34 protein-coding genes are annotated in these 23,688 nt (G+C 34.7%); 9 read left to right on the plus strand and 25 right to left on the minus strand.

The window, feature by feature from the left end:
* From PROVRUST_RS18090 to PROVRUST_RS18130, 10 genes are all read right to left on the minus strand, one after another.
* The coding region (locus tag PROVRUST_RS18090; protein ID WP_006816347.1) for a TrbL/VirB6 family protein at nt 1-1,024 on the minus strand (1,024 nt) is incomplete at its 3' end.
* Nucleotides 1,025-1,031: 7 nt separating this feature from the next.
* Nucleotides 1,032-1,283, minus strand: a complete 252-nt coding sequence (locus PROVRUST_RS18095; protein ID WP_006816348.1) for an EexN family lipoprotein — start codon at nt 1,281-1,283, stop codon at nt 1,032-1,034.
* Entirely contained in the window at nt 1,283-2,053 is a 771-nt protein-coding gene (locus PROVRUST_RS18100) for a type IV secretion system protein (protein ID WP_006816349.1), read from the minus strand. The genes PROVRUST_RS18095 and PROVRUST_RS18100 overlap by 1 nt, the downstream gene beginning before the upstream one ends.
* An 8-nt stretch (nt 2,054-2,061) precedes the next feature.
* Nucleotides 2,062-4,833, minus strand: a complete 2,772-nt coding sequence (locus PROVRUST_RS18105; RefSeq protein ID WP_006816350.1) for a VirB4 family type IV secretion/conjugal transfer ATPase — start codon at nt 4,831-4,833, stop codon at nt 2,062-2,064.
* A gap of 25 nt (nt 4,834-4,858) precedes the next feature.
* The gene (locus PROVRUST_RS18110; protein WP_039855989.1) at nt 4,859-5,128 is read right to left on the minus strand and encodes a TrbC/VirB2 family protein; all 270 of its coding nucleotides are present in this window, start codon (nt 5,126-5,128) and stop codon (nt 4,859-4,861) included.
* A gap of 27 nt (nt 5,129-5,155) precedes the next feature.
* A complete protein-coding gene (locus PROVRUST_RS18115) occupies nt 5,156-5,770 on the minus strand; it encodes a lytic transglycosylase domain-containing protein (protein ID WP_006816352.1) in 615 nt (204 codons plus the stop codon).
* Nucleotides 5,763-5,948 (minus strand): hypothetical protein, encoded by a 186-nt coding sequence (locus PROVRUST_RS18120; RefSeq protein ID WP_006816353.1) that lies wholly within the window; start codon nt 5,946-5,948, stop codon nt 5,763-5,765. Before PROVRUST_RS18120 ends, PROVRUST_RS18115 begins: the two co-directional genes overlap by 8 nt.
* A gap of 144 nt (nt 5,949-6,092) precedes the next feature.
* The gene (locus PROVRUST_RS18125) at nt 6,093-6,362 is read right to left on the minus strand and encodes a hypothetical protein (RefSeq protein WP_006816354.1); all 270 of its coding nucleotides are present in this window, start codon (nt 6,360-6,362) and stop codon (nt 6,093-6,095) included.
* Between the two features lie 33 nt (nt 6,363-6,395).
* Nucleotides 6,396-6,542, minus strand: coding sequence for a hypothetical protein (locus PROVRUST_RS19795; protein WP_006816355.1), 147 nt, complete (start codon nt 6,540-6,542; stop codon nt 6,396-6,398).
* A gap of 71 nt (nt 6,543-6,613) precedes the next feature.
* Nucleotides 6,614-7,036 (minus strand): replication/maintenance protein RepL, encoded by a 423-nt coding sequence (locus tag PROVRUST_RS18130; protein WP_006816356.1) that lies wholly within the window; start codon nt 7,034-7,036, stop codon nt 6,614-6,616.
* A 508-nt stretch (nt 7,037-7,544) separates the two neighbouring features.
* Here PROVRUST_RS18130 and PROVRUST_RS18135 point away from each other — a divergent pair.
* Together PROVRUST_RS18135 and PROVRUST_RS18140 are read left to right on the plus strand one after the other, a co-directional pair.
* On the plus strand, nt 7,545-7,796 hold the full coding sequence (locus PROVRUST_RS18135; RefSeq protein ID WP_006816357.1) for a type II toxin-antitoxin system Phd/YefM family antitoxin: 252 nt from the start codon (nt 7,545-7,547) through the stop codon (nt 7,794-7,796).
* Nucleotides 7,793-8,080: a type II toxin-antitoxin system RelE family toxin gene (locus tag PROVRUST_RS18140; RefSeq protein WP_039855972.1), complete on the plus strand. Its 288-nt coding sequence runs from the start codon at nt 7,793-7,795 to the stop codon at nt 8,078-8,080. The genes PROVRUST_RS18135 and PROVRUST_RS18140 overlap by 4 nt, the downstream gene beginning before the upstream one ends.
* Before the next feature lie 90 nt (nt 8,081-8,170).
* Here PROVRUST_RS18140 and mobP1 read toward each other — a convergent pair whose 3' ends face one another.
* The 7 genes from mobP1 to PROVRUST_RS18175 all read right to left on the minus strand — a co-directional run bounded on the left by mobP1 (nt 8,171) and on the right by PROVRUST_RS18175 (nt 12,328).
* A complete protein-coding gene (gene mobP1, locus PROVRUST_RS18145; RefSeq protein ID WP_006816359.1) occupies nt 8,171-9,334 on the minus strand; it encodes a MobP1 family relaxase in 1,164 nt (387 codons plus the stop codon).
* A gap of 8 nt (nt 9,335-9,342) precedes the next feature.
* On the minus strand, nt 9,343-9,891 hold the full coding sequence (locus tag PROVRUST_RS18150; RefSeq protein WP_006816360.1) for a hypothetical protein: 549 nt from the start codon (nt 9,889-9,891) through the stop codon (nt 9,343-9,345).
* A 640-nt stretch (nt 9,892-10,531) separates the two neighbouring features.
* The gene (locus PROVRUST_RS18155; protein WP_006816361.1) at nt 10,532-10,729 is read right to left on the minus strand and encodes an AsnC family protein; all 198 of its coding nucleotides are present in this window, start codon (nt 10,727-10,729) and stop codon (nt 10,532-10,534) included.
* Nucleotides 10,722-10,952, minus strand: coding sequence for a hypothetical protein (locus PROVRUST_RS20615; protein ID WP_006816362.1), 231 nt, complete (start codon nt 10,950-10,952; stop codon nt 10,722-10,724). The genes PROVRUST_RS18155 and PROVRUST_RS20615 overlap by 8 nt, the downstream gene beginning before the upstream one ends.
* 3 nt (nt 10,953-10,955) lie before the next feature.
* Nucleotides 10,956-11,204, minus strand: coding sequence for a hypothetical protein (locus tag PROVRUST_RS20620; RefSeq protein ID WP_039855975.1), 249 nt, complete (start codon nt 11,202-11,204; stop codon nt 10,956-10,958).
* A 1-nt stretch (nt 11,205) separates the two neighbouring features.
* Nucleotides 11,206-11,763, minus strand: coding sequence for a hypothetical protein (locus tag PROVRUST_RS18170; RefSeq protein WP_006816364.1), 558 nt, complete (start codon nt 11,761-11,763; stop codon nt 11,206-11,208).
* A gap of 49 nt (nt 11,764-11,812) precedes the next feature.
* Nucleotides 11,813-12,328, minus strand: a complete 516-nt coding sequence (locus PROVRUST_RS18175; RefSeq protein ID WP_006816365.1) for a J domain-containing protein — start codon at nt 12,326-12,328, stop codon at nt 11,813-11,815.
* A 965-nt stretch (nt 12,329-13,293) separates the two neighbouring features.
* On the opposite strand from PROVRUST_RS18175, the gene PROVRUST_RS18180 reads away from it, so the two are divergent.
* The 4 genes from PROVRUST_RS18180 (at nt 13,294) to PROVRUST_RS18195 (ending at nt 15,774) form a co-directional block, all read left to right on the plus strand.
* Entirely contained in the window at nt 13,294-14,247 is a 954-nt protein-coding gene (locus PROVRUST_RS18180; protein ID WP_006816367.1) for a replication initiator protein A, read from the plus strand.
* A 12-nt stretch (nt 14,248-14,259) separates the two neighbouring features.
* The gene (locus PROVRUST_RS18185) at nt 14,260-14,670 is read left to right on the plus strand and encodes a hypothetical protein (protein WP_006816368.1); all 411 of its coding nucleotides are present in this window, start codon (nt 14,260-14,262) and stop codon (nt 14,668-14,670) included.
* A 99-nt stretch (nt 14,671-14,769) separates the two neighbouring features.
* The gene (ddp1, locus tag PROVRUST_RS18190; protein ID WP_006816369.1) at nt 14,770-15,135 is read left to right on the plus strand and encodes a DNA distortion polypeptide 3; all 366 of its coding nucleotides are present in this window, start codon (nt 14,770-14,772) and stop codon (nt 15,133-15,135) included.
* Nucleotides 15,136-15,159: 24 nt separating this feature from the next.
* The gene (locus PROVRUST_RS18195; protein ID WP_006816370.1) at nt 15,160-15,774 is read left to right on the plus strand and encodes a hypothetical protein; all 615 of its coding nucleotides are present in this window, start codon (nt 15,160-15,162) and stop codon (nt 15,772-15,774) included.
* 57 nt (nt 15,775-15,831) lie between these two features.
* On the opposite strand, the gene PROVRUST_RS18200 is transcribed toward PROVRUST_RS18195, so the two are convergent.
* Both PROVRUST_RS18200 and PROVRUST_RS18205 read right to left on the minus strand, forming a co-directional pair.
* Nucleotides 15,832-16,113, minus strand: coding sequence for a hypothetical protein (locus tag PROVRUST_RS18200; RefSeq protein ID WP_006816371.1), 282 nt, complete (start codon nt 16,111-16,113; stop codon nt 15,832-15,834).
* A gap of 156 nt (nt 16,114-16,269) precedes the next feature.
* Complete coding sequence (locus tag PROVRUST_RS18205; protein WP_006816373.1) at nt 16,270-16,968, minus strand: AAA family ATPase; 699 nt, start codon at nt 16,966-16,968, stop codon at nt 16,270-16,272.
* A 1,065-nt stretch (nt 16,969-18,033) separates the two neighbouring features.
* On the opposite strand from PROVRUST_RS18205, the gene kwaA reads away from it, so the two are divergent.
* Nucleotides 18,034-18,618, plus strand: a complete 585-nt coding sequence (gene kwaA, locus PROVRUST_RS19925) for an anti-phage protein KwaA (RefSeq protein ID WP_006816375.1) — start codon at nt 18,034-18,036, stop codon at nt 18,616-18,618.
* A gap of 21 nt (nt 18,619-18,639) precedes the next feature.
* Nucleotides 18,640-19,617: a Kiwa anti-phage protein KwaB-like domain-containing protein gene (locus PROVRUST_RS18215; protein ID WP_006816376.1), complete on the plus strand. Its 978-nt coding sequence runs from the start codon at nt 18,640-18,642 to the stop codon at nt 19,615-19,617.
* 213 nt (nt 19,618-19,830) lie between these two features.
* On the opposite strand, the gene PROVRUST_RS18220 is transcribed toward PROVRUST_RS18215, so the two are convergent.
* On the minus strand, nt 19,831-20,532 hold the full coding sequence (locus PROVRUST_RS18220; protein ID WP_006816377.1) for a nucleotidyl transferase AbiEii/AbiGii toxin family protein: 702 nt from the start codon (nt 20,530-20,532) through the stop codon (nt 19,831-19,833).
* 12 nt (nt 20,533-20,544) lie between these two features.
* A complete protein-coding gene (locus PROVRUST_RS18225) occupies nt 20,545-20,751 on the minus strand; it encodes a hypothetical protein (RefSeq protein WP_006816378.1) in 207 nt (68 codons plus the stop codon).
* Between the two features lie 328 nt (nt 20,752-21,079).
* Here PROVRUST_RS18225 and PROVRUST_RS19430 point away from each other — a divergent pair, with 328 nt between their 5' ends.
* Nucleotides 21,080-21,184: a Hok/Gef family protein gene (locus PROVRUST_RS19430; protein ID WP_006816379.1), complete on the plus strand. Its 105-nt coding sequence runs from the start codon at nt 21,080-21,082 to the stop codon at nt 21,182-21,184.
* A gap of 117 nt (nt 21,185-21,301) precedes the next feature.
* Here PROVRUST_RS19430 and PROVRUST_RS18230 read toward each other — a convergent pair whose 3' ends face one another.
* The 4 genes from PROVRUST_RS18230 to PROVRUST_RS18245 are packed head-to-tail and all read right to left on the minus strand — an operon-like array spanning nt 21,302 to nt 23,648.
* Nucleotides 21,302-22,243, minus strand: coding sequence for a DUF6685 family protein (locus PROVRUST_RS18230; protein ID WP_050767660.1), 942 nt, complete (start codon nt 22,241-22,243; stop codon nt 21,302-21,304).
* Nucleotides 22,244-22,256: 13 nt separating this feature from the next.
* On the minus strand, nt 22,257-22,574 hold the full coding sequence (locus tag PROVRUST_RS18235) for a hypothetical protein (protein WP_006816381.1): 318 nt from the start codon (nt 22,572-22,574) through the stop codon (nt 22,257-22,259).
* Nucleotides 22,574-23,167, minus strand: a complete 594-nt coding sequence (locus PROVRUST_RS18240; protein ID WP_006816382.1) for a DUF459 domain-containing protein — start codon at nt 23,165-23,167, stop codon at nt 22,574-22,576. Before PROVRUST_RS18240 ends, PROVRUST_RS18235 begins: the two co-directional genes overlap by 1 nt.
* Nucleotides 23,133-23,648 (minus strand): H-NS histone family protein, encoded by a 516-nt coding sequence (locus PROVRUST_RS18245; protein ID WP_006816383.1) that lies wholly within the window; start codon nt 23,646-23,648, stop codon nt 23,133-23,135. The genes PROVRUST_RS18240 and PROVRUST_RS18245 overlap by 35 nt, the downstream gene beginning before the upstream one ends.
* Nucleotides 23,649-23,688 lie beyond the last annotated feature (40 nt).

The raw sequence follows: 23,688 nt of genomic DNA on the forward strand, positions 1-23,688 counted from the left end.
TTACATTATCAATCGAGGCTTGGCGGCGTGATTTTGCCGAGTTAGGTGCAGACGAACCACCGCTTGCACTTGTCGTTGCCCCATTCCAGCCTCTATCACGGTTATTTTTACCTGCATTTGCTGCCTTATCTGCCATTCCTGCGGCTTTTTTTATGCCTTTAAATGCCATCATGCCAGCCCCCATAACTCCCATCATAGCCATTCCCTGAACTGCACCATCTACACCTGCGCCAGCAATTTGAGATGCAAAGTTTTTTGCAAGGAAAATAACAAATGCCATAAATAAGCCTGCCGCTGCTGCTGTTGCGCCTAATTGCATTAAGTTGGCTTCCGCTGCTTGTGCTACAGAAACACTTAATACTATATTCAAAAAAGCCATACCAGCGCGTAGAGCTAAAGCCCCAAACATGACAATCAATAATGAGCTGAATATCAGTTGCAACCAGTTATTAAACATTTGACGTAAAAAACCAAACATCAGACACATAATAAATATCGGAGCCGTCGTCGTCAGCAGTAATAATGTTATTTCTGCTGCAAAGAAAACAAATGCACAGCTAAGTAAAGCAACTAACCCTCCAAAATAGGTAAGAAATGAGCCAATACCCCCATCTACTTTGACGTATGTAGAGGTATCTTTAGACATAATATGGGCTGCAACCTGAGAAGTTTTTACCCATAACTGATCCATCCACTTCCAAGGGTCGCCTCCTGCTAATGTGTCTCGCAAGCCATAAATAGCATTGGTGCTGGCATCCAGCCAGCCACCGCTATTTTTAATAAACATTAAAATGATGGTAAAACGCGTTAGATTCCAAATAAAATCGGGCACAGGCGTTTTATTTTTCATGGCTAATGAGCTGAATGCAAACCACAAAATATAAATCGAAATTCCATACTGTGCTAAATCCACTGCAATTTGTGAATATTCAGAAACTTTATTAGCCACTGTTTTATTCAGCATATCCCAAATAACTTGATAAGCTGTTTGAAAAAAATCTGATGTAGCTGTCGCGTTTTCCATAATTTACCTATTTTTTATTCTGTGTTTTTTTATATGCATCCATAAAAGATGGTGATTGTGCTGTCAATTGCTTATGGCGAAACAGTCCATCTTTCGCATTTCTACAATTTTCACTATCATTTCCATTTACAGAGCATTCATCTACTTTTTTCTGAGCTTCCTCTGCGTGTTCTTGCCACCATTGAACTGACTTCACTTCTTCACTACAAGCTGATAGCAAGAAAGCCGATACGACTCCAATTAAAATCATTTTTTTCATTATTTAAACTCCTCATCAAATTGAGATTCTCGATAAGCATCTAGAAAAGAGGGTGGATTATCTACCGCTTTTAATTGCTTATCTCTAAAGTTAGCTTGATTAAGCTGTTCTTTATATTCAGCTAAATCACGCTGCTTGTCTCGGTACATTTGATATTGGAACTGCAATTTTTCAAATTTTAATTGTTCAAACGAAATCGCATTCGTGGCATCCGCCGTCGCTTTGGGGTCTTTCGCATTTTGAACTTGCTTTATCAAGCTTTCCATTCGGCTGTTATCTTGCTCTAATTGCTTTTGCAATGAATCCCCGTACTCAGAAACGGAAAGAATAGATAAAAACTGCGCTTCACATCCTTTGATCGCATCACCCACATACCCTTTGTTGGCACAGGTTTTTGAAACGTTGTATTTACTTAATAGCGATTGTGCCTGTTTTGAAAATGCCGCTGTCGGGTTCTCTGCATATTTATCAATAAACGCATTCCCTTGATTGTAGATCGCGGTTAAATCGTTTTTGATGGATTGAGCGTCCTGAATGAGCCCTTGAACATCTCGAATCCCTGTTTTCGCTAACAATTCATTCTGATAGGATTGAATTTGCGTATCATAATGTTTAATCGTGTCTGACCATTGTTTTAATTTTTCAGTCCAGCGCCCTGCTTCAACCGCCCATTCAGGATTCCCATCAATAAAAACGGGAATACCTGCCGTAGCCGTAAACGTAGTACCTAATATCACACTGATTAACGCTAATTTGATTTGTTTCATCATCTTCACCTTTAGGCTGCTCGATTCGCTCTATCAAGATAGATATCTATCCACTCGTCGGGCGTCATGCCATCTTGATAAATTTCATCGAAGATCTCTAACTGCTCTGCGGACGCACTTAAAATCGGTAAATAATAAGCTGCACCCCCTAAATCAAGACTTGCAAAGGCGGCAAAATCCTGTGAATCCCCTTTACGCTGCGGATTTTTCACAATCAAAAACTGTCGTGACAACGGGTCAATATTTCTAATTTTGTCGTAGTACAGTTCTTTCACTTGCAATCCATCCACGTATTCCTTTTTAGTCGAATTTTTATTAGACAAATAAATGTGCGTGGCTAACTGCTCCCTAAGAGCGGAAATAAGCGGTGATTTCAACAACTCATCAGGGGATTGTGTGGCAAAAATAATCACCATATTGAGTTTTCGCCCTGTTTTGAGTTTGTTATAAACCATCGTTGCGGTTAGTAGATTTTTTAACCACTGCCAAAACTCATCAAAATACAGCGTTAAACGTCGCCCATCGGCTAACAGCGTTATTTTATGGATTAGGTAAAAAGGCACAACCTGAGACAAAATGGCATCGTCTAAAAACTCTGTCCCATCAATACCAAAAATGGTTTTATCGCTGATATCAAAATCATCCGTGGCATTATCAAAAACCCAACCAAATTCACCGCCTTGCTGCCATGCTTGCAAACGAATTTTAAGTCCGTCGCGTTGTGTTTCTGCGGTTCGTTCTTCCATGATGAGCGGAATGAGCTTGCTAATACCGAATGATCGGTCTTCCCGTTGCATTAAGCGTTCTACCGCATCCGAAATAAGTTTATTTTGATAATCGGTCAGCCCTTTTTCGCTGTTTAACGTACAGAGAATACGGACTAAATCTTTCAAGAAAATCAGGTTTCGCTTGGTCGCTGGCATGGCAAACGGGTTCCAGCCTGTCGGCTCACCTAATTTCACTTTGTAATAGTCCCCCCCCATCGCCCGAATGGCGACTTCCCCTGCGCGGTCTTTATCAAAAAAGACCGTAGTTTGCTTTTTGATTTTACTGTTAGGTGGAAAGGAATTTTCAGCCCCAAATTGTTGTAACGCACAGGCTTGCATCATCATTAACACGGTTTTACCTGCGTTAGATGTGCCTAATATCTCACTGTGTCCAAGGGTTGGGTTTTTCCCAAAGTAGTCTTGGTACTCTGTCGTCATGTGATAATTTAAATGATAAATATCATTACCTGAACCTTTTAACGTGATAAGGCTATTTCCCCATGTATTCCCCTTTTCTTTTCCCGTAAAGAAATTATGAAAACACTCCATTTCGGCATAATTTAAACTGCTTAAAATCGATAACCGAGGGCGTAGCGTATAATTTCCGGGTAATTGAGAAAAGAAAGCCGCCCCTAATGACAACGTGGAATAACTAATAATCAAACCGAGATTTTGCAGCGCATCCGTCACCATATTAGTATTTTTGACTAATTCATCAGGGTTATCGGCAAAGACACACAAGGTTAAATGACTGTGTCCCATAGATAAGTAGCCACTGGATACCATATCTACCGCTACTTCCAAATCGGTAATTTGCGATTTAGCGGCATCATCGGTCATTTCTAATTTTTCACGCTGATCATCGAGCTTTTTAATCGCATCCCGTTTACCTAAAGGCGTAAATGAGGTAGTCAGTGTGTATTCAACAGGCATATACATCAACGAATCAAAAATACCGGCTTCGGTTTCTTGGAAAAAATCTTTGATTTCAATAATGCGAAAATAACGCATCGGGTTTGAAATGCTGATTTGTCCGGCATCCCCGCCAAAGAAAATATCCTTTCCACCTAAATAGGTATAAAACGGACTACTCGTGACTCTGACAGGCTGCCATTGTCCACTAAGCAAATATTGATAAAAACTCAATTGCGATGAAAACACACGGTCACTTTCCGTATAGACGCCTAATCGACGGGCTTTATAACGTGATAAGTAAGTGTTAAACCGCGCACAGATCTCATTCATTTCATTAATCGGTTCATCTAACACCGATTTCCCTTTTTGTTTATTTTTCTTTTTCGAACTTAAAAACTCTGCGACTTTTTCTTCTAATGAAAAGGGTTTAAAGCATACGGTTAAAAATAAGCGGTTTTGGTAAAAATCAGATTGTGTTAATGATTGGTAATAGGCTTTCATGACGCGATTAGCAAACGGTACAGGACTATTAAATTCCGTGCTCACAATTTTTTTGTTGCGTATACGGTGCGTATAAAAAGTCACAGGCTTACCTTCAAAACTACGAATAAGGGTATTAAGCTGATCGACCATCATTGCAAGGTCATTTTCACTCACACATTCAAAATATCCCCCAGACAATTCAAAAGTCGCAATTAAATCCCGATTTTGACTTAATACTAAATCGTCGGTAACATGTGAAGAGTATGGAATGAGTTTTTCCAATGATGCCTGATCACTAAGTTTCATAAAATTCTCCACATCGGATAAATCAACACGGTCATAATCATTTCCTCCCACATGTACAGCTTGATACTTTTGATTTGAAATAGGATTTCCCATCACCAAATATCGAAGATAAACCAATTCAAAATATCGCTCATCTATCTTCATTATTTTTTTTATGACGAATACACCAACAATAATTAAAAAGTAAAATGCATCGTGTATCCAAACCCCTAACAACACGCAAAAGACACACATTATCAGAAATGGGTATAACGGTACGCCCAACCCCCGAATGAGTGCGGGGCGTGTTAGTCCCTTAAAAACAGTGCTCATAACAGCCCCTTGATTAAAATGTGAATTAACCCAGCCAATCAGGTAGATAAGGTGCGATTATAAAAATAATCATCCCGATAATCAGTGGGTAAATCCAAGCCATATGATTTCTCATAAATAAGGCAACAATGGCGATACCCAAAGCACAAATAGTAATAACAGGTTTTCGAATTGAAGTTAAAAAATCAATAATTTTATCCAAAAAACCCGTTGTTGCTGTTGTCACATCGGCTGCTTGCGCTGGAAAAGCAAAAACAATCAGTGATATGAATCCGCACATTAATAAAAATGGCATTTTATGACTTTCATTCATGGTTAATTCCTAGTTTTCTTTGGTAATGCCCCTCATTGCATAACGAGGATAAACAATTTTGTTTAATGATTGAGTTTGATTGATATTATTTTCAGATATTATTTTCTCCTTGCTATCACTACCCCCTTTGTTTAATTTTGTGCTTGGCACAATATAATTATTTTTATTTTCAGAAACGCCGATGCGTTCAATATAACTGGTGTTGGCGAATTGAGATTCTTTCTTCTTACCTGTTTTAAAATTTCCTGAGTAATAACAACTCAGTGCATTGACGATATCCCCCCCTCGTTGATAACAATCGACTAAAATTTTTTCAAAGATGTTCAAGTTACGGCAGCTATCTAGCAATTCTTCTGGTGTAACGTCAAAACCTTTAAAATTACCGGAATAAATTTGCATTAAGCCGACGGAATACCGTGCGTTTGCTGCTTTCAATTGTGATATCACATTTAAGGCTTCTTCTTTTGTCTTGGGTAAATGACTCACTACTTTGCCTTTAGCTTTAATTTCAGCAATTGCATAGGGATTAAACCCACTTTCCACTTTTGCAATATCATGTACCGTATCAGGATGAACAGATGTAGCGCATTGCATTGCTAATGAAAGTAACGTTTCTTTAATCATTATTTTGCTCTGCTTGTTTTTTTAATTCGCGTGATGCTAAATCAATTTCTCTAGCTTGCTCAATTAGCAACATAAGAAAATTACGTTTTGATCGTTTTTCTGATTGAGATTTAAAATTTACCCATGCATTCAAATCATCAGGCAATTGCAACGTGACATGTATTTTTAATTGACTCATTTTAAACCTTAAAGATAATCATAATTAAATAGTGATGCCTATATTACGTTTAAGGTAAAAAAAAAGGCAACTTCACAATGTGAAGATACCTTTTTTAAGGGTTTTAAAATAAATTTAAACGAATGCAATCAGATAATTATCATTTCATTCATTTTCAAAATTAGCTAACTTACATATCATTTTCATAAAAATAATTGTTCTCAATGACGATAGAGAGACATTTCCAAATTCATGCCTTACTACATCCAAGTGTAACCAAATACTACGAGGTGAATTATTATAATATGTTGCCAATTCCTCCGCTGTTTGACCAAAAACATATCTGATAGCTATTTCTTTTTGTTTAGCACTCAATTTTTTCTCATCAAAAATATAAAATTTTTCAATGAGTATGTTCATTTCTTCATTTTTCATAATCACGTCCTGTTTAGGTAAAAAGTTAAAGTATTAACCCAATACCTCAATAGGCACGTTCATTAATTTGATAATTTTTTGACGTTGACGGGAAGTTAAATTGCGCGAAATTAAAGCAAACAGGTAAATAACATTACTTTGCGCTTCATTTATGCGCGTATGGAAGATACTATGTGACATAGCTCTACTCCTAGTTGTGGTAGGTTTAGGGTTAGCTGGCAGCGGGAAGGTCGAAGCTCCCACTGTCAGCGTTAAAGTTTGTTATATTTAATTAATACATTCATTCTCTTAGATTTATCGCCTTTAAAAATAACTTCAGGATTCAGTATATAAACGCCTTGTTGCTCCATTCTAATCACATCAGAAGTCAACAAGACTTTCATCACATCAACAACTGTTTGTAGCGAAACATCACACCCAATTGCAATTTTTCGCTGAGTTGCGATCACAGTGTTTTTACTATCCTTATTTTCAAGCAACCATGATACAACTTTTATTTTTTTACTCCCGAGACAATCCAATGCTTGAAGTAAATGACTTAGCCATATTTTCTCAAAATTAAAATCGGAAAATGTCGTTTCAACGACATTCATATCAACAACTTCTCCAGTTGTCTGATTAATATATGTTTGCTTACCTACAACTTTCGTTTTTTTAAATGTTTGTTTCTTCATTTTAGTTAGCAATCTTGTAATGATTTAGTTAGTACAACTATACGGTTTTAAAATGGCGTGTCAATAATAAACATGACACTTGTTCTAATTATTTTGGAACATCTGTTATGGTATTTTTTAACTATCGTACTAGTTTTTTTAGTACATCTGTACTAGGATTTTAGAACAACTGTACTCTTATTTTAGTACAAGGGTTTTATTTATTATATATAAAAATCATACCATTAGTATCTATACTACAAAAATTCACTCTATATCTATATACTTATCTAGGCCTTTGTACATGCTAAAAGCCATTCGCTACCAAAGATAAAATCGATTACCCTCCACGTATTGATACGAAAATTTTCATTGCATTTACGTTTAATTTACATTGTAAATACCAAAATGTTTTACGCTGTATATACTTTGTATTTACTTCAATGGATATTTCCCAATTAAAGATTGAGTAAAGTGTTAAATCACTCTACAATAAGACCTATTAAAAGGTCTTATTGAGGGTTTTATTATGCCAAATACTATTTTAAGTGATACAACAGCCAGTGTAAGTGAACTCAAAAAAAACCCAATGGCGACAGTTAACGCAGGTTTAGGCTACCCCGTAGCTATTTTAAACCGTAATCAACCCGCCTTTTACTGTGTTCCTGCTGAGTTATATGAACAAATGCTTGATGCTCTTGATGATAACGAGCTTGCTAAACTCGTCAAAGAACGCGGATCACAACCGCTTGTCGATATTAATTTAAACGAGTATTTGTGATGTATTCAGTTAAGTTTAGAAAAGATGCAGAAAAAGAATGGAAAAAATTAGATAAAACCATTCAGGCTCAATTTGCTAAACAGCTAATTAAACGATGTGAAAATCCACATATAGCCTCAGCCAAGCTCAAAAATATGCCAAATTGTTATAATTTAAAACTTCGTGCATCAGGTTTTAGATTGATCTATCAAGTTATTGACGATGTGTTAATTATTGCAGTTGTTGCTGTTGGTAAACGGGAAAGAAGTCAGGTTTATAGCCTTGCCAGTGAACGCTTAAAATAAAAAAAAGATAAGCTAACGCGCTCCGCTTGTTCAATTCATTGTGGCAATACAGACAAGCTGTATCACCACAATGAATTCTCTTAAATAGCATTAAAATTTAAGCCCAACCTTGATTTTTTGTTCTTTCTTAATTATTTCCATTGCATTTTGTTTAAACTGCATTTGCTGTTTTTGTAATTGCTGAATATCTTTAATGTCTGTATTTTTTCCCAAAACAGGTTGATTTCGGTCAACGCCTTTAACCCCCAAATTTTCCATTTCCCATTGATTTCGTTGTGTCGTTTTCCAGCCCGTTTGTTGCCCATTTTTATCTAAGTGTGGGATTTTAATTTCTTCGGTTCCTGTTTTGTTGAGTTTAATTAAATCGCCTTTTTGCAATTTTTCACGCTCACACAACGCGCCAAACTCTTTTCCCCAATAGGTTGTTTCAACGCCTTTATTCAGTGTTTTTACTGTCAGATAATTTTGTGATTTATTTTTACTGTCAAATTGATAAGGAGCACGCCCAAAGTCTATCACTTCATAAACACCCTTCTGTCGTTTAGGCGCAGTTAACGCATCCTCTTTTAGTTGCGATTTTAATCCGACCTGTTGTTTATGGGTTGCTTTAACATCATAGCCTTTCAATTTTAGTTCCTCACAAAACCCTGAACGTAAATCACGTAAATCTTGCTTGGTGATTTTAATTCGTTTATCTTCACTTTCTTTTCGAGTTTTTAAAATAACATGAACGTGAGGATGGTCTTTTTTATCGTCGTGATAGGCAATAACAAAACGATTATCAGGAAATTTTTTAAGTAGTGTTTGTCTAACGGCTTCAATGGCTTCTTCCGGTTTGACTTTCGCGGTTACAGGGGGGGAGAAAACAATATTTTTGCTTATATCAGGGGTTCTTCGGCTTTTATCACTTAATTGCAACGCATCATCACTATCAATTAAAGATTGCTTAGCTTCCTCTGCATTTATTTTTAACCCTTGTTCATCTGTTAATGAAAGATTATCGTCCCGACTAATATAATCAATACTATTTTTAACACCTTGTTTAACTTTGGCACTCCCAGTGACTTTCGTCATAACCTCCTTGCTCGCCCCTTTTTTTAATCGGGATTCCTGAGCATTTCTTTCATAAAATTTTCCGCCATTTTTAACTTTATGAGGCAGTGATGATTTTGCCGATTTTAACGATTTGAATGACCGTTCTTTTTCTTGATGTCCTTTTTTTGTTCGATACTCTTTCTCGATATCCAATCCCATGACCAACCTCACAATCGATTTGCAATGATTCTACCTTTACACTTATTGATAAAATAATTAAATTTACTTTCAAGCTCATTAAGCTGTTCGGTTAACACTTTCATATCTTGGCGCATTCCTTCTTTATCTAAAACGCGCCCTTCATCACGTAGTAATATCATATTAATATTGAGTCCAATACGCTTAATATGATTTCTACATAATTTCATTTCTTGCAACTCTTGGTCGAAAAAATCCATTTCATTGCTTAGTGTTGTTTGAAGACGAAAACGCATTTCTCTCGATAATGACCAGCCATGTTTTTTTGCTGACACTATTAGTGCATTTTCTTGTTCGGCCGTTAAGTACAAATACGCCCTTTTATCGGTATAATCAGACTCTTCTCCTATCGACACCTCATGCTCAGATAACGTTTTTTTAATATCTTTATCCTTACTTAGCATCATATTACCGACTAATTTATAAAAACTCGGCAATGACATATTTAGGTTTTCTTTGACTTTTTTATGATATAATTCATATTCATCATCATTAATTCTAAAATTAATTTGTTTCATCTCCCCCCCAAGAACCGACTGTAGGTCAACCGCCTAACAAAAGTAAAATGCTAGCATTTTTACGGTTGTTAGGCTATCCTGCATCGCATTTAAAAATCATCTTGCTACTGTGCTTATTTATTATTCGTATAAATACACTAAAAGCGAAAAAAATCGCTATAATGTTCTTTTGTCTTCGACCGTTTAGCTACTGCATGGCTTTAATATTGTGCTCGTTGGGTTCGCTGCGCTCATGGCTCACCAGTGCCGAGGGGGGGTCGAGGGTATTTGAAATGCTGCTATTTTTATCGGCAAATTAACTTAGGATATTTTAATTGACTTTGGTTGGTTGCCTGACATGTGCCATGTGGCACATAAAAAAGGAGCATTTAAGCTCCTTGAAAATTTATATTAATATTTAATTACTAGCTTTCTTTTCGGATTCATTGAAATGAATAACGGCTTTCGTTTGTTATTTTTTTCATAACACTTTTTCAAAAACGTTAAAAACCTCAATCTAGGTGCAGTATATGTATTGTAAATATAAACATCATGATTACTTGGCATTTCAAATACTCCTACCCTATGAGGGTTTGGGAAGAAAGGGAACCGTTCCGCTTTACAACTACATTGTAATACCCTGTAAGGTACTTGTCTAATTTTATTTCTCTATAATTGAATATTTTTCGTGTTCACCCGCAAGCAGTTTTAAAAATTCAAGTTCTAATTTACTTGCAGTTTTTTTATTAAAATCAGATGCTATTCTATTTTTTATCGTTTGCTCTGATAAACCCATAAGTTCAGCAAGCTCACTATTTGATAACCTTAACCTGTCTCTGAGTCGTTTTAATTCATTCATGTTCTTTTTCCCATTGTTCCAACATGTTTTTTAAAATGGAGCTGTCTGCTTTGTCGGGAAGCAAATCAACCCCAATAATGATTTTGTACACTTGTTTTTTAGCGGTTTTGCTTCCGTCTTTCACATCACTTTTATTTCTAACCTTAATATTTTTAGAAAAAGCTAACTGCCCGTTTTCACGGGTCAGATAGTAATTTTTACTGCCTTTGCTGAGTTTAATCAAAAATCACCCCCATAACTTATGAAAGGTATTAATTTCTTCATGTAATTTTTTTGCATTATCGCCTATCCAAAATTCATCCATGATAACAGGCTTATTTCCTGCCACTCTATTTCTAAAATATTTACCTCTTGGTAGTGTTTCCCCTTGATTTATTTTTTTAATGTAAAACTCAAATGCAGGTGAATATTTTTTCAATGATTGAAGCCTTGATTTAAAATCATCAATTGATTGCTTAATTGTTACTGTTTTCATCTTACCCCCTTTCACACATTGTGATCATACCAGCCAGTTTAATCAAATTATCAAGTGATAATCTGTCTATTTCAATTTTATAACCGCTGGACGTCTTTCTGATTGTACCGTCTAAACCATTGGCAGAGTTAAACGAACCTATTACCCCACTTTGCCAGCTACTGTGCATCGTAAACAAACGAGACAACATATTTTTGACAATTAGGTCTTGTTCCTTTTTTTCTTTTGCTTTTGCTTCACTTTCTTTCGCTTCGCGGATCTCATTCTGAGCAAATGTAATAATTTTCCGTTTAATATCATCTGCGATATGTACTGGATTTCTATCTTTTGAAACCGTACAGCTATAAATTTCTCCGCGATGAATGCGAGAATCAAAACTACCCATAATCGAAAAACGATTTTTGTCTTCTCTCGCATGAATTGAAAATCCCATAAATTGATTAGATGTGATCTTAATTCGATAACCATCATCATCAAGTAAATTAATCTGCCAGTTATCACCTAGACAACGACACACGATTTCAAAAACAGATTGATAACGCTCATTAAAATTTTTCATATTGATATATCCTTTTTTATGAAAATAGCGGGGTTTCCCCCGCTGTAAGTTATGCCCTGTTTTCTACTCTCTGCCAGCCTGTAGCGGCTCTTTGTCCGTTCGTGCCGTATTTAGCACGAATTTCATCAATGCTATGCTCCTTGCGGTTTCCGGTGCTTTTGTGTTCTTCTGGACGATAAAACCATTGTTTCTTTTTTGCTGCCCATTTACAGCCGATTTCTTTTAATGTGTCTTTATGCTCTTTGGTTTCGCCGCTGATCCAAACCCAATTTCCAATCACTTCATAAACAACACCCATTAAACCAGAAAGCGTTTTTAACATTTCTTCGAGTTCTTCGGTAAAATTATAATGTGTGTTTTTATCTTCATTTTGATATTTATTGATGTTTTCAATGTTATTCATTAGAAAATCAAATGCTGCGTTAATTGCCTTCATGAGTTCTGCACCTAGCGGATTACGATCGGGATGATATTTTAAAGCGGCTTTTTTGTAAGCTATTTTGATGTCACGTTCTGTTAGCTCACCTGATAAACCAAAAATATTTAAGGCTTCTTGTACGTTCATTTTTTTGCTCCTGCCCTGTGAGGGCTTGGGAAGAAAGGGAACCGTTCCGCTTTCAATAACTGTATTATAGTACCTTATAGGGTACTATACAAGTATTTTTTATCCAAAAAATAAACTTTATCACATAATAAATATATCTAACATTATGAATTAAAATGGAAAACCCATTTCCCACTAAGGAAAACTCATTCTATTTTCTAAAACGCCCTGTAATCGATTCTAAGCTCCGATCATTTATTTTATCTATCAAGCCATGGGTTTAGAGTCAAAAATCTTCCTGTGTGGCTCATATCTCATTTTTACCCACTAAATTACTATCGTTGCTCATTCCGTTGAAAGAATGAAGATTAATAACCCGATAAAACCGCAACGCTCGCCGCAAGATGCAAACTTGTTTTGCATCGAGGAAGCGTAATATCCGTAATGTTAATGTTGGCACGTACTCCCAAAATTCTGATGTAAACATTTTTAAACCAATCGTGGTTATCCACAAAAAAATGCACGAATTCTTATTAAAAGATTTATTAATTCTTATTAAACCTTATTAAGGAAAAAAAACAGGTCTTAATTAATTGAATTTAAAAGACTATTCTTGATGCTCTGTGTGTAAATCCCGTGTCCGTGTGTGTAAATCCCGTGTCCGTGTGTGTAAATCCCGAATGGGTTGTGTGTAAATCCCGAATGTCTGTTCAAAATTCAAACGGATATTTTTGAGTGTTTGTGTGTAAATCCCGATAATCAGATACTAATCAACCCCCGATTAACATCTGATTATCTATTTGTTATTTATTAGACAAGATAGTCTTGACTACTGTGTGTAAATCCCGATATATTGTGTGTAAATCCCGATGTTTTGTTGCTATTAGTTACGTTAGCTTGTGTGTAAACCCCGATATTTTGTATTTGTTGTTTGAGTTGGCTTGTGTGTAGATCCCGATATATATTAAAGGTGCATAATACGAAAAATGAAAACGTTAAGACCTAAAAAATATACAGAAGAAGAATTTTTTATTGCTGATGAAGTTGAAATTTCATCTTTTAGAGATGAATTAGCTAGTATGGAGCACCCTTTTTTTGCTTTAAAAGGCGGAGATACTAAGGATAGAGAATATAAAAATGGAAATGTGACCGTATCTGTCAAACCCAATTCATCTGGAATGGCTACTGTTTTTGATAAAGATATTTGGATTTACGCAATATCAAAATTACAACAAGCTATTTTTGAAGAAAAACCGATTAGTAGAACAATTGCTTTTACCCCTTATGAATTTTTTGTCACGACAAATCGTGATAAAGGAGGGAGATCTTATGATGAATTAAAAAAAGCTTTAGAGCGTTTAGCTGGGACTCGCATTCAAACAAATATTGTTTACTCACCTGAAAAACAAGAAACAGAAAATTTTGGGCTAATCGATAAATGGCGAATTTTGGAAGATAAAAAAGGCAAGTTAGATATTGGAATGGTTGAAGTAACTTTACCTGACTGGCTTTATCAGGGGATCACAAAAAATAAAGTATTAAAAATTAGTTCTGATTATTTTAGGATACGCAAAGCAATTGATCGGCGTATTTATGAAATAGTGAGAAAACATTGTGGGTATCAACAATCATTTTCATTATCTATAGAGTTATTGCATTTAAAATCAGGTGCTACGTCAAATAAAAGAGAATTTAAACGGGCAATTAAAAAGTTGAGCACAATAAATGATTTGCCTGATTATGAAGTTTTCTTAGATGCCGAAAAGGATTGTGTGACATTTAAAAATCGTCATTTCGATGAGAATCTTGAATTAAAAATGAATCAAAAAGCTAAAAATAAAACCGCCATTGAGGGGGTTATCGTGAGTGGTAAATTACCTAGAAAACTACAAAAGTCGATCGCAGCTATTGCTAATAAAATAAGTGATGGGAAAAAATAATAAGGTGACACTATGGCTAAAATTTATCAGTTCCCTCAAGGAAAAGAAAAAAAGGAATTACAAACAGCACTAAAGAAAACAAAACGTATTAAAATTCGGGGAAGTCGAACATCATTCTTTACGGCTCTGTTTCATACTTTATCTATACTATTTTTAGGGCTACGTTATATCATGGGCGTAACTCTTGATGTGCTATTATTGATGGTTATTTCCATTATCTCTGTTTTTCGTTATTTGATTATTCCTATCGGATTTTTTGCGCTGATGTTGTTTTATTACAATGGTGGGAAAGTTTGGAATGCTGAAATGACAGTAACAACAGTCTTGATGGTAATGAGCCTCATTAATCCATTAGTTTTGCAAGATTTACAACCATTTCAAACGTTATTTGGTGTAAAATCAAAGCAAGCAGAGGTTAAGTGATTTTAATGCGATGCAGGATAGCCTAACAACCGTAAAAATGCTAGCATTTTACTTTTGTTAGGCGGTTGACCTACAGTCGGTTCTCGGGGGGGGGGTAAGATGAGTTATCTTAAACAGCAATTTTTAACAGAAGAAGAAAGTAAATTATTAGTTATTTTACAAGAAAATGTAAAAGGAAACTATCATGTTTTTTGTAAGGTAAGACTGAGTGAGTTTTTATATTCATCCCAAAAAATGGGGTCATCTGAATTTTTTAATGAGTTTGAAATTGTAAATACTATCACTCTCCCTTTTGCTATTTATGATACTTTAGAGAATCACTTGGTTGCGGTAGTGAGTTTCAAAAAGACTATTGAAAAAGCGAATTTATTAGAAAATCAAGATATAAAGGTTATTCATTTGACGATGTTAAAAGACGCATTAACTAATTCTGAGCTATCAAATGTTTATTCTGATAGCTTTTGATTTTCACGAAACGAAATGAGATAGATGAATATGGAATATGGTAGTTTAAGTGATTGGGTAAGCTCATTATGTTCATTTGGAACTCTTATTATTGCATATAAAGCTTATAAAGCTGCTCCTAAGTGGATTTCAAAAAAAGAAAACGAGTTTTTTTTTGAAATGGCTAGCGAAAAAATCCCAGAATTTAAAAGAGATATAGATGAACTCTATTATAAGTTATCATTTTTCCCTCTTGACTTTAGTCAATGTGATGAGGTGTTTTTGAAAAGACTATATGATGTATCAGTTGAAAACAGAGATAAAAACATTCTAGCCGTACAGTGTTCTATTTATAAAAGTAAGGTCTCTGTTTTACCATTTAATAGTTATCATTCGTCTAAATTATTTAAAAATGCTTATATAGATTTCTTAGAGTCTACAATAAAGTATTCTAATTCTATTTTTACGCTTTTTTATGTGATTGCTGTATTTGGAAAGGATTTTTATTCCCAAAAAGATTTGGTTACTGATGATTTCAAAAAACTCATCTACGGTATAAAGGAAAGTATTGATTGTGATTACAAGTCAGTTATTAAACTATTTAATAAACTGGAGAGTATATCTGATAATTTTTTCAATGATGCTGAATGTAAAGCTTAAGTTATATGATAGGCTTTATTAAGCCTATCAATATGGAGTAAGCAATTACATTATTAGCTAAATTTTAAAAGACTCTAGTAATGCTAAGTTTTTGCTGTTTTCATCAAGATTGCTGTAAGCCAATATAGCCGCTTTTAAAATAGCGGTTTTATTTTGCCCTGCCCTTTCCGCTTCTGTATCGAGAATGCTAATCGCAGTTTCTGGTAAGCGAAATGTGGATGGGACCAGCTTATTTGATGTGGTAGGGCGTTTATCACCAGCTTTGATAAATTGCGTTGTGTTGCCTTTGGATTCAGTACTCGATGCGTTTAAATCTAAATCCGGTTTTTGAAGTTTCATTTGTCTTTACCTGATTAATACTATGTATTTACATTGTAATGCTTTTATTGTTGTATGTACAGTGTATTTAATTATCTGTTATTAGTCATTTGGGTTTATTTTAGTGACATTTTTGAAGAGAAAAAAAAAGCCCCGAATGGGGCTATGGTGATTATTTTAAATAATCCCGATTTCCTGAGCGATTAACTCAATTTGCGCCTTGGCAACGCCTAAGCTACTTGCTCTCTCAACCTCATGAACACCGACACCTGCATTTACCGCATTTTCAAAAATATCGAGTTCTGAAATTCGATTTTTAAGAGGTTGCAACCAGATTTCATCTGACTTTAATTCATTCTCAAGCGATACAGCATCTTGCTGTTTATGCGATTTAATTCGAGTCATGAGTACATGGGCTTTTAAATCAGCATTGCCATGTTGCTTCTGTGCTGTTCTGACTGTTTTAGTGACATTCGTTAACGTGTTTTTTTCTAAAGAGGAAGACGGTTTAACCAAAGTGAGTAATACATCAGCTACGATTAATGCACTTCTAAATTCTGAGCTATCATGTCCTGCACAATCTACAATAATTACGTCGCAAAGCTCTTCTAAGCGTTTTATGTCTTCACTGATATTTCCGTATGCTTCATGAATTGGAATTGCAGAGAAGCCCGCTTGTGCTCGAATATCAGACCAGACAAACAAGTCTCGGTTTCTATCAGCTTTTAGCATGATCACGCTTTTATTTTTCTTTTTAAGCATAACTGCCATATTGATAGCTGTTGTTGTTTTACCGACCCCGCCTTTATCAGATGCAAAAACTAAAATCATAAATACCTCGTATTTTCTTTGTATTGTCGTAGTAAATACTGGCATGTATTTCTAAAGTATTGATTGCGTAAATACAAACCAGTATTTATATTGTATGTACATAGTATGTCGTCATTTGTAACACGCAGTATGTATAATGTAAATACATTATTGTATTTGTTTTGTATGTACAATGATAATACTTTGATGTATTGCGATTGTATTTACATTGTAATTCATTTGATTATAAGGGTTTGGGTGTGTTTTTCCCTTAAAAAGAACCTAGGAAAAATTGCATAAATATTGTTCTTTTTTTGTAATTTTATTACAGGACATAAAAGGGGTTTTTTAGGGAAGTAATGGCGATCTTTTAAAGGTTACATTATCATCGTGACAGTGTAACGCTCATTTTACGTAGTAAAGTCGAGCATTTAACATAATGGGTCTTATGCGTCGCTTATTTTTGGATGGAAATTATATTAAGTACCGGCTAAAGCGGTTATGTGAGTATCTTTCTTTAGTTATACTGATGTTGTAACTAATGATATTCATTCTATTTGAATAAATTAGCCTAACAGTTATGCGATTTTCACCGGCTAAATTGCAATACTAGGAATAATCAATTTTAATATTTACAATAGGTTATCAGGTTTGGTTTATTGGTGAGTATTTTTGAATGATGTAGTGATTGCGCTACGTGAATTTAAACGTAACAGCAGGGGGGATTATTCGCTAGATTTCACGTAAACGCGCCAAATTGTGTATTGAATGGTAAGCAGAACGTTAATTTCGTGCGCATTTGTCCATCTTTTGGTAATCTTGCCGTGGGTGCTTGATGGGGTCTGAACCCCAACCGTACGAAACTGTACGTTAAGTGTATTTTTTGGGCAAATTCAGGATATAAAAAAAGGGTGATTTTGTTAATTCTTACCATCGAAACCTGTTTCTATGCGGCTTTCAGCCTTTTTTGAGTAAATAAATCTGGTAATAGGATCTGCGTAAATCCATTCACAGGCATAACGAGTTTAAATGTTTTAAATCATGGTATTACGTTCTTGTCGTACGTTTTCGTTCCATTGGACTCAAACTCCTTATTAGGAATCAGTAAGGCCACATGGTATAGGCAGAAAAATGGAAAATAAAAAAATATTAAAATACTTGTTATATGTATTATCATTATGGCTTCTTTTTTTATCGCTATTTATTATGTCATATGATAAGAGCTTATTTTTGAATGCTTTCAAAGACTGGCATTCACTTTCTATCTTTGAACTAAAGGCGAAGAATTTTGTTTTTATATTTAGCTTTGCTTTCATGATGATTGGTGTTTTTATTTATTTTTATCTTTGCTTTTCTTTCATGAGCGGCTGGTCAATTAACTGTACTGTCGATAGCGTTTCAAATCAAAGTCATGAGCATTTAGAATTTCTCACGACATATGTTATGCCCCTTGTTTTTACAGATGTAAATAGCAAAAGAACAATGCTTAATTTAGTTATAATGATAATCGTAATTGGTCTTATTTATGTAAAAACCAATAGATTTTATTCAAACCCTTCACTGGCGTTACTAGGTTTTAAAATATACAAAGGAACTATTCGCGATCGTGGCGATAAAGAGTTCGTAATCGTATGTCACGGGGAATTAAAGAATGGCTCTATCATCAAATATATAAAAATAGATGATGAAACATGTATCGTTAAAATTATCAGCTAATTAGAAAATTAAGGTGTTTCTATGTTCACACAGATAGATAGTATCTTGCAGTCACAAAATTTATCATCTGAAGCATTCTTTCTGGTAGATAGTGGCTCTGGTGGTTTTGATTTACGCAGAGTGACTCTAGAACCAGCAGCAGAAGCTAGTTTAACAACCTCTTTTAAAAAGACCTTAGAAGATAAAGTCATAAAACCAAACTCAGGTGCTAGTAGTGTGCCATTAGTATCTACCCTAGTTGATAGGGGTAATAAGGTATTTGAGTATGACCATCAGACACTGAATCACCTACCTGTTGAGTTCACTAAGATTTCTGACGTACTAAACCAAGGTGTTTTATCTAACACCCCAAAATTTGATTTTTCTACCCAGAAGTTATCTGATGTTAAAGGCTTTATATACCATCTGTGTGATGGTGCGGGTAATAGCATTGTTGTTTATCAGCATAAATACCAAGTAACTATGCACAGAAAGACAAAGGCATCTTACTTTTCTCTAAATGGCCGAACGTTAGATAAAATAGATTACGATTCAATTGATATAAATGGGAATATTGATTTCTTCTATTTTAATAGTACGTACTACTGCATTGACATTAAAGTGCTGGAGAGGAATTATGGACTCGAGCAAGTAATAAATAACATGGCGAGCCAGGCAATACCATCCATTCTAAATTTAAATCTATTCGATTGTTCAAACATTCAAAATCCTCAAGATATCTTCAAAGATATGTATCATGACAGATCATTCATGAGAAGGTTGTCACAGATAAGAAGTAGTACTCTTGTTTCTAATGGAAGTATCACCATCCAGATGGTAGATGCTGTTAGACAAAAATTCCCAGTATTCCAGAGGAATTTGAATGTAACAAACGGGTTTATAGATATGACAACTAAAGAGCACAAGCGATACTTTATCCGGCTACTAAACAATGAAGCCTCTTTTGCTGCTTTAAATCAGGAACCATTCCTCGCCGTTGATAAAGATTCCGCCGCATAACTACGGCGTGAGACAAAATAACCTATAGAATGGTAAGCAGAACGTTAATTTCGTGCGCTTTTGACCATCTTTTGGTAATCTTGCGGTGGGTGCTTGATCCTCTCTGGTTCAAGCATTTAGTGAGAGCCAATCTAAGAGGCGTAATTCTGCTCTCGACATCTAGAATTACGCTTATAATACATAAGAGGTAAAGGTGACTCTCATTACTTATTATTATTTGATTCTACACTTTCCAAGTAACTCAAGTGCAATATTATCAATAAGATGTTTAGAAAAATCAGGATGAATTAACATACTATTGGCAAGTGAATAATAATGTTCTTTATTATTTTGCATATGTTGAAGAGAACAAACCAGTTGACCTAAAACAGATGAGCCGTAATGTTTTTTAGCATTTATAATTGCTCTTTTAGGAATATCTCCCCATTTCCAATACATGGCAAGAATATCAAAAATATCCTTACACTGACCACTCATGCATCTATCTGAATTAGCTAAAAGCTTGGTATAAAAACAGCTTTCCCGATCAAGGAAAGGTAGGGGAAATAGATTACGAGTGTCTGCTACTAAATCATAATTATCGAAGCTAACTATTTCTAGTTTTATTGGTGCATCCTGCTCTTTAATGAAAGTACGAACTCCATATCTATCAAATCTTATTTCTCTGGTATATTCGAAGTCTTTTTTAACTAAATTACCAAGCGAATGAGATGTGACTTGTTCTCGTACTGCTCGATAAGATAGTTTATTTGGACACAAAAAATCAATATCAATCGATTCCCTATATTCATCTATTTCAAGGGCTATGCGAGTTCCTCCACCAAAAAGAATGGAGTTTTCAAAAAAAAAGTCGGCATTGAAATTATTCAATACCGACCTGATTACATTATGATGTTTAATTTTATATTCTTGCACTACCAAAAATCCTTATGCAGCCATGAAAACACCATTACCATAAAAGTTAGTTAAGGTATCAATTAGCTGTCGTTCATTTTGACTCATATGTTTTTCATCAACAAAATTCCATCGTTCCTCATACATACGAAACGCAAGCATTGCAGGAATTTTCTGAGTGTGAAAATCCCACAGCAAGTTATCCAATTCAGGATAGTTAGCTCGAATAATTTCACCCATAAAGTCACCTTTTTATTGCCTAATGAATATACTCTTGTGATTGTAGCAAAAGTACTCAGTATTGCATACAAAAATATAGCAATATTTTTGTATGCAAATGATGCAAAAAAAAATCATAGTATTCAGTATGTTGAATGCATATGAATTAATTAAATAATATAACTGCTCTGGCAACCTTGCAGTGATTGCTTTCCCCTATCTGGTTCAAGCATTTAGTGAGAGCCAGAAAGAAGAAAGCCCCGATATAGTAGTTGTACTATTATCGAGGCTGCAATTCTTAACTTATCATTTTGAATTGCGCCTCCTTATTTATAAGGAGTCAAGGAAAATGACCAAGTACGCCCTGATAGGGCTAATTGCCGTTTGTTTAACGGTACTGTGTTTCTCTCTGTTAATGCGCGATAGACTCTGTTCTATCAGTGTGAATAGTTGAAATACAGTAGTTCAGGCTAGCCTTTCTTATGAAGAACGGTGATGCCTAGCGGGGGAATTTTTCCCCCGCATTTTCTCTTTTCTGTGTTGAGTTTTCGGTTTCAAGCACCCTTTTATTTTAGTTATTATCTGATCTTGGCTCATGAGTATAAGTTTTAATATGATACTTATGCGGATTTTTTAAGTACGAAATAAAGCTAATTATTTTTTTGTTATTATGCGTTTGTATAAGCCAATCATTGAAAATATTGAAATCTATTTTCAATGATTTTTTAGGTATGAATATGATTTTTAAATTCAAATAATAATGTAAAGGGATGAAAATTGATATTTTTTCACTTATTGTACTTCTAATGTAATTGGTGAAAATCAGGCTTTCAGAAACAGATTCACTTTCATTAGAATCATCGTTAATGATCATAAAGGATAAATACTCATTATCTAATTTTTGTATATAATCCTTATTAAAGGATAGTTTTTTTAATTTTACTTCTCTAGTATATTCAAAACTATCTCTAATCGATTGATACACGACTAATGCTGCATGATGCGACCCTCCATCATTAAGTCCCAAATACCGATCTAACCATTCATAATAATTTACTCTTATCGGTCTAACTGGATTGAACCCTTGATTTTCTATATGCTTGATATTTTTTAGCCAATCATCCTTTGTAACAGCTTTCATATTATCCGAAGGATACATAGACTTTCCCCATGTATACAAATCAGTATGATGACTTGACTTTTTTCTCTCAAATGATTCAACAAAACTTTTGGATGCTGTCAATGACTGTATTCGATTAAAATCAAACACATAATCCATCGATTCTTCTGTTATTAAAATTTTACCTAAAATATCCTTAAGATCTACGGGTAATTTTCTGATTCGATATTCATCAAAGTTAAAATCCCATCGAATAAATGTATAAGAATCTACGGCTGGTTTATATAATTCTATTTTTTCCAAGTTAAAGTTATTTAATTTATCTATTATGTGATACTCCGTGGTTTGGTATAATTTTAAAATACACCAATTTAACAACTTTCTCATTTTCATGATAACTTCCTTGTTATAAAACACACCTAACAGGCTTTAATATATTGAGTATTTCCTGTTGATTGTCCTTGGCGTTTTGAAGAAGAATTGATAATTGGTGTATTTCCATTTGGTAGGCTTTACTAAACTTGAGTGATTCCTGATTATTTAATTGTTTTTCACACACTTTACTTTCAGTAGCTGTTAGTAATTTCAATGCATTTGCAAGCTCTTTGTTTCCTGATTCTAATATTTTAAATCTTTCGTTAACATCATCTGTCCAATAAGGCGAATTAGCATAACAATTCATTGAAATTAGCCCTATAAAAATAGTGATAATCATTTTTTTCATTACTGTTTCCTTAAATAATTGATAATTAAATCTGCACCATTCTTAGTTATGTGAATACCATCATCAGTTCTTACCTTAACCCCATTAATTGCCATAGAATAATGGTATCCAAGGAATAAGCGCGTATCCATCGTTTTTATTTGATTTTCACTTGCAGCTCTACTAATTGCTTCACGGGTGTTTGATAATAAATTATTTTTTTCTGTGTTTTTTAGGGTAGGGGGGAGCAGCCAGATAATCCGTCCATTTTGTTTTTTTATGGCTTGGATGAATGCATTGGCTTTTTGTTGATACTGTGGAATATCAGCTTTTGAAATGAGGTCATTTGTGCCTAAGACAATGTACACCGTATCATAGAGAGCAAAATCAATGTGCTGTGTGTGATCCTGCCAGTTTAAAATCTGTTTTGATTGTAGCCCTGTACTTTCAAGGAATTTAGCATCAACTGGAGCTATTTTTTTGTAACTCATGGCGAGTTCATAAGTTAATGAATCCCCAATAAAAAGGGGCTTACATTGCCCGATAACAGGCAATGTAAGAGAGAGCAAGAGAGGGAGATTAACCCAATGATGCAGGATGGTTTTTAAAGACATTTTCGGCTTCTTTAAATTCATCTTTCACGTCATGCGCTTTTTCAATTAGAAATTCATCAAGGGTATGCCCTGCATCGAGTAGTTGCTGTAAACCTTTTTTCATGCGACCAATACCTGTCCACGTGTCTATTTTGCCTGTTTCAGGGTGTGTAAAACGGTATTTTGCAGGGGTGTTTTTAGATTTTCCTTTCTTTCCTTTTTTCAAGGATGCTTCAAAAACAGAAATATTGATAGTTTCTGGATCTAACCCTAATTCTTCGAGATATTTAATCGCTTTCAGGCGTTTTTCTTCAAGTTCAGTAAGTTCAAGTTTGTGTAGCTCGAATTCTTCGCGCTGCTCTTCTACAATGCCATTTAGCTGATTAGCGAGATTTTCTAGCCATTCAAAATTTTTCGTTTTTGCAAATTTTCTTAGCTCAGTTAATCCCGTCAGTGATTCAGACGTGATTTTGTATTTTTCTTCACGGGTTAATTCGGTCATGATTTACCTCATTGTTAAAATGGTGTTGTTGATAAAAATA

The organism is Providencia rustigianii DSM 4541, from assembly GCF_000156395.1.
GTDB lineage: Bacteria > Pseudomonadota > Gammaproteobacteria > Enterobacterales > Enterobacteriaceae > Providencia > Providencia rustigianii.